5 protein-coding genes are annotated in these 4,773 nt (G+C 68.4%); 3 read left to right on the top strand and 2 right to left on the bottom strand.

What is annotated here, in order from left to right:
- Positions 1 to 70: 70 nt before the first annotated feature.
- Entirely contained in the window at positions 71 to 619 is a 549-nt protein-coding gene (locus ACFWEP_RS31765; protein ID WP_387375320.1) for a hypothetical protein, read from the bottom strand.
- Between the two features lie 94 nt (positions 620 to 713).
- On the bottom strand, positions 714 to 953 hold the full coding sequence (locus ACFWEP_RS31760; protein ID WP_328719070.1) for a hypothetical protein: 240 nt from the start codon (positions 951 to 953) through the stop codon (positions 714 to 716).
- A 174-nt stretch (positions 954 to 1,127) separates the two neighbouring features.
- Between ACFWEP_RS31760 and thyX the strand changes: the two genes are divergently transcribed.
- The 3 genes from thyX (at position 1,128) to ACFWEP_RS31745 (ending at position 4,749) form a co-directional block, all read left to right on the top strand.
- Positions 1,128 to 1,865, top strand: coding sequence for an FAD-dependent thymidylate synthase (thyX, locus tag ACFWEP_RS31755; protein ID WP_387375318.1), 738 nt, complete (start codon positions 1,128 to 1,130; stop codon positions 1,863 to 1,865).
- A gap of 152 nt (positions 1,866 to 2,017) precedes the next feature.
- Entirely contained in the window at positions 2,018 to 2,917 is a 900-nt protein-coding gene (gene dapA / locus ACFWEP_RS31750; RefSeq protein WP_387375316.1) for a 4-hydroxy-tetrahydrodipicolinate synthase, read from the top strand.
- 146 nt (positions 2,918 to 3,063) lie between these two features.
- The gene (locus ACFWEP_RS31745; protein ID WP_328719067.1) at positions 3,064 to 4,749 is read left to right on the top strand and encodes a ribonuclease J; all 1,686 of its coding nucleotides are present in this window, start codon (positions 3,064 to 3,066) and stop codon (positions 4,747 to 4,749) included.
- Positions 4,750 to 4,773 lie beyond the last annotated feature (24 nt).

Below are 4,773 nucleotides of genomic sequence, written 5' to 3'. Positions count from 1 at the left end.
CACCGGGGGTGACGCTGGACCGTCCCGGACGGGACGGACGGAACGGACGGAACGAAAGGGCAGCGGCGCGTCAGCGCCGGTACTCGTCCGCCCACGCCTCGATGGCGTCGGTGGCCCGGTCGAACGCCTCGGACCGGGACAGGAAGTCCGCGTCGTGGTCCGTCATCAGCGGCGGCAGTGAGCCGGCGCCCCGACGGTCCACGACCAGGGCCTGTCCCTGCACGGTCCGGGGGAAACCGAGCCACTTCACCGGCTGCTGGACCGTCCGGACCGTCCCGGTCCGGCTCCACGCCACCGTGGTGGTGCGGAAGAAACCGACCCGGCGTACGCCGTGCCGGCTCACCCACGCGCCGACGCGCAGCAGCCGCAGCGCGCAGGCGATCACCACCGCGGCGAGCGTCATGCAGAGCAGTGCGCCCGAGGGCTCACCGGCCAGACCGATGATCATCGCCGCGAACAGGACGAACGACGCCAGCAGCAGCAGTCCCGCCGCCGCCGAGACCCGCCAGGGTCCGGGACGGTAGGGCCGCCGCCAGCTGTCGTGATCGTCGAACGGCAGCGCGACGTCCTCCGCACCCGCGTCGAACGCGCGGTCGGCCGTCAGGAAGGGCAGGGGCACGTCTGATCCTCACTCACAAGCACGCTCGTTATTGCTGTGCCCGGTGAGGCTACCGACGGCCTCCCGCTCCGACCACCCCAGGGGGCCGTACGAGTCAGCGATCCTGGGCCGCTTCGGACTTCTGGTGGTGTGCGGGCGCCTGGTCGGGGTCGAGGGCGGGCAGCCCGAAGAGGAGCGAGCCCACCAGGCCCGCGACCACGACCAGCCCCACGAGGGAGCGACCCGCCAGCTCGGAGACGCTGGCGCGTTCCCGGGGCGGCGGAGTGACATTGCTGCGGAACCGCTCGGCCTCGGCTACGAACGAGAACGGGACGGATTCACGCCGGCGGAACATGAGGAAAATCTCCTTAGAGCTGTGGTGGAGGTGCTACTGCAGTGTCAGACGCGCGGTACACCGGATCGGTGCCCCTTTTCGGCGGACCGTTCGGAGTTTTCCCCGGAGCGAGCCCGGTACGCGGCCCCGTAGAGTGGACGCCGCCCGAGCGAAGCAATTGGAAGGACCCCGCCGGTGAGCGACACCCCCGAGACCGCGAAGCCCAGTTTCCGCAGTGATGTCACCGTCGAACTGGTGAAACACGCCGCAGGCGACGCAGACGTCCTGTTCGCCGCCCGCGTGTCGACTGCGGGGGAGCAGTCGCTGGAGGAAGTCACCAAGGACCCGGAGCGTTCCAAGGGTCTCATCAATTATCTGATGCGCGACCGTCACGGCAGCCCTTTCGAGCACAACTCGATGACGTTCTTCATCAACGCCCCGATCTTCGTGTTCCGCGAGTTCATGCGGCACCGGGTCGGCTGGTCGTACAACGAGGAATCGGGCCGTTACCGGGAGCTCCAGCCCGTCTTCTACGTCCCCGGCGAGTCCCGCAAGCTCGTCCAGCAGGGCCGCCCCGGCAAGTACGAGTTCGTCGACGGCACCGAGGCGCAGGCCGACCTCACGGCCCGTGCCATGGAGGAGTCGTACCGCCAGGCGTACGACGCCTACCAGGAGATGCTGGCCGCCGGTGTCGCCCGTGAGGTGGCCCGGGCCGTCCTGCCCGTCGGCCTCTTCTCGTCGATGTACGCCACCTGCAACGCACGCTCGCTGATGCACTTCCTCGGCCTGCGCACCCAGCACGAGCTGGCGACCGTCCCGTCCTTCCCGCAGCGCGAGATCGAGATGGTCGGCGAGCAGATGGAGGAGCACTGGGCGCGCCTCATGCCCCTCACTCATGCCGCCTTCAACAAAAACGGACGGGTAGCCCCGTAGGCGGTGTCCGTATTGCGGCGTTTCGTGAAGTTCATCTAGGCTGATCAAACGGACCCGGCACTGCTTGAACCCCCGAGCAGGCAGTGCCGGGTTCCAAGATCGACGTCCCCCGAGGGGACTTCCCGGGCCGAGCAACGAGTAGCGTGTTACCCATGGCTCCGATCTCCACTCCGCAGACCCCCTTCGGGCGGGTCCTCACCGCTATGGTCACGCCCTTCACGGCGGACGGCGCACTCGACCTCGACGGCGCCCAGCGGCTCGCGACCCATCTGGTGGACGCGGGAAACGACGGCCTCGTCGTCAACGGCACCACCGGTGAGTCGCCCACCACCAGCGACGCGGAGAAAGACCAGCTCGTCCGAGCCGTACTCGAAGCGGTCGGCGACCGGGCCCACGTCGTCGTGGGCGTCGGCACGAACGACACCCGCCACAGCGTCGGACTCGCCCGCGCCGCCGAGCAGGCCGGAGCCCACGGACTCCTCGCGGTGACCCCGTACTACAACAAGCCGCCGCAGGAGGGCCTGCACCGGCACTTCACCGCGATCGCCGACTCCACCGGCCTGCCGGTCATGCTGTACGACATCCCCGGGCGCAGTGGCGTGCCGATCGAGACCGAGACCCTCGTCCGGCTCGCGGAGCACCCGCGGATCGTGGCCAACAAGGACGCCAAGGGCGACCTCGGCCGCGCGGCATGGGCCATCGCACGGTCCGGCCTCGCCTGGTACTCCGGCGACGACATGCTCAACCTCCCGCTGCTCTCGGTGGGCGCGGTGGGCGTCGTATCCGTCGTCGGCCACTTCGTCACCCCCGACCTGCGGGCCCTGATCGAGGCCTACCTCGGTGGCGACGTGCAGAAGGCCAAGGAGATCCACCAGAAGCTGCTCCCGGTCTTCACCGGGGTGTTCCGCACGCAGGGCGTCATCACCACGAAGGCGGCTCTCACCCTTCAGGGCCTCCCGGCCGGCCCGCTGCGCCTCCCGCTGGTGGAACTCACCGCACAGGAGACGGCACAGCTCAAGGTCGACCTGGCCGCCGGTGGGGTAGAGCTGTAACCACGGACTTCACAACTGAATACGCGAGACAACCGCATACGCGAGGAAAGCTCGCACGCGTTCATCCCCTGACAACAGCAAGTGCACGAATGACACACACGCCACGTGCCCAAGCGGTACGTGGCGTGCGTGGTAAGGAGAGTCTTTTGAGTCATCCGCATCCCGAACTCGGTACCCCGCCGAAGCTCCCGAAGGGCGCCCTGAGGGTCACCCCTCTCGGCGGTCTCGGCGAGATCGGCCGCAACATGACGGTCTTCGAGTACGGCGGCCGCCTGCTCATCGTCGACTGCGGCGTCCTCTTCCCCGAGGAGGAGCAGCCGGGCATCGACCTGATCCTGCCGGACTTCACCACGATCCGGGACCGCCTGGACGACGTGGAGGGCATCGTCCTCACGCACGGCCACGAGGACCACATCGGCGGCGTGCCGTACCTGCTGCGCCTGAAGCCGGACATCCCGCTGATCGGCTCCAAGCTGACGCTCGCGCTGATCGAGGCGAAGCTCCAGGAGCACCGCATCCGCCCGTACACCCTCGAGGTCGTCGAGGGGCAGCGGGAGCGCATCGGCGTCTTCGACTGCGAGTTCATCGCGGTCAACCACTCCATCCCGGACGCCCTCGCGGTCGCCATCCGCACCCCTGCGGGCATGGCGGTCGCCACCGGCGACTTCAAGATGGACCAGCTCCCGCTGGACGGCCGGCTCACCGACCTGCACGCCTTCGCGCGGCTCAGCGAGGAGGGCATCGACCTCCTCCTCTCCGACTCGACGAACGCCGAGGTCCCGGGGTTCGTCCCGCCGGAGAAGGACATCTCCAACGTCCTGCGCACGGTCTTCGCCAACGCCGACAAGCGGATCATCGTGGCGAGCTTCGCCAGCCACGTCCACCGCATCCAGCAGATCCTGGACGCGGCCCACGAGTACGGCCGCCGCGTCGCCTTCGTCGGCCGATCGATGGTCCGCAACATGGGCATCGCCCGCGACCTGGGCTATCTCAAGGTGCCGGCCGGACTCGTCGTCGACGTCAAGACGCTCGACGACCTCCCGGACGACGAAGTGGTGCTCGTCTGCACCGGTTCGCAGGGTGAGCCCATGGCCGCGCTGTCGCGCATGGCCAACCGCGACCACCAGATCCGGATCGTCCAGGGCGACACGGTCATCCTGGCGTCGTCGCTCATCCCGGGCAACGAGAACGCGGTCTACCGCGTGATCAACGGTCTGACCCGCTGGGGCGCCAACGTCGTCCACAAGGGCAACGCCAAGGTGCACGTCTCGGGTCACGCCTCGGCCGGCGAGCTGCTGTACTTCTACAACATCTGCAAGCCGAAGAACCTGATGCCGGTGCACGGCGAGTGGCGCCACCTGAGGGCCAACGCCGAGCTGGGCGCGCTGACGGGTGTCCCCAAGGACCACATCGTCATCGCGGAGGACGGCGTGGTCGTCGACCTCATCGACGGCAAGGCGAAGATCGTCGGAAAGGTCCAGGCTGGCTACGTCTACGTGGACGGCCTCTCGGTCGGCGACGTCACCGAGACCTCCCTCAAGGACCGCCGCATCCTCGGCGACGAGGGCATCATCTCGGTCTTCATCGTGGTCGACACCAACTCCGGCAAGATCGTGGGCGGTCCCCACATCCAGGCCCGGGGCTCCGGTATCGACGACGCGGCGTTCACCGCCGTCGTACCGAAGATCGAGGAAGCCCTCAACAAGTCGGCCCAGGACGGGGTCATGGAGCCGCACCAGCTCCAGCAGCTGATCCGCCGCTCGGTGGGCAAGTGGGTCTCCGACACCTACCGCCGGCGCCCGATGATCCTCCCGGTCGTCGTCGAGGTCTGATCCTCACCGACCGTACGGCTGGAG

The sequence above is a fragment of the Streptomyces sp. NPDC060198 genome, assembly GCF_042728415.1.
Classification (GTDB): domain Bacteria; phylum Actinomycetota; class Actinomycetes; order Streptomycetales; family Streptomycetaceae; genus Streptomyces.
This window is presented reverse-complemented; position numbering and strand designations above follow the sequence as displayed.

Bases quoted from the DNA above. Each gene is read 5' to 3' on its own strand.
- ACFWEP_RS31760 (WP_328719070.1), bottom strand. From the start codon at position 953: ATGTTCCGCCGGCGTGAATCCGTCCCGTTCTCGTTCGTAGCCGAGGCC.
- dapA (WP_387375316.1), top strand. From the start codon at position 2,018: ATGGCTCCGATCTCCACTCCGCAGACCCCCTTCGGGCGGGTCCTCACC.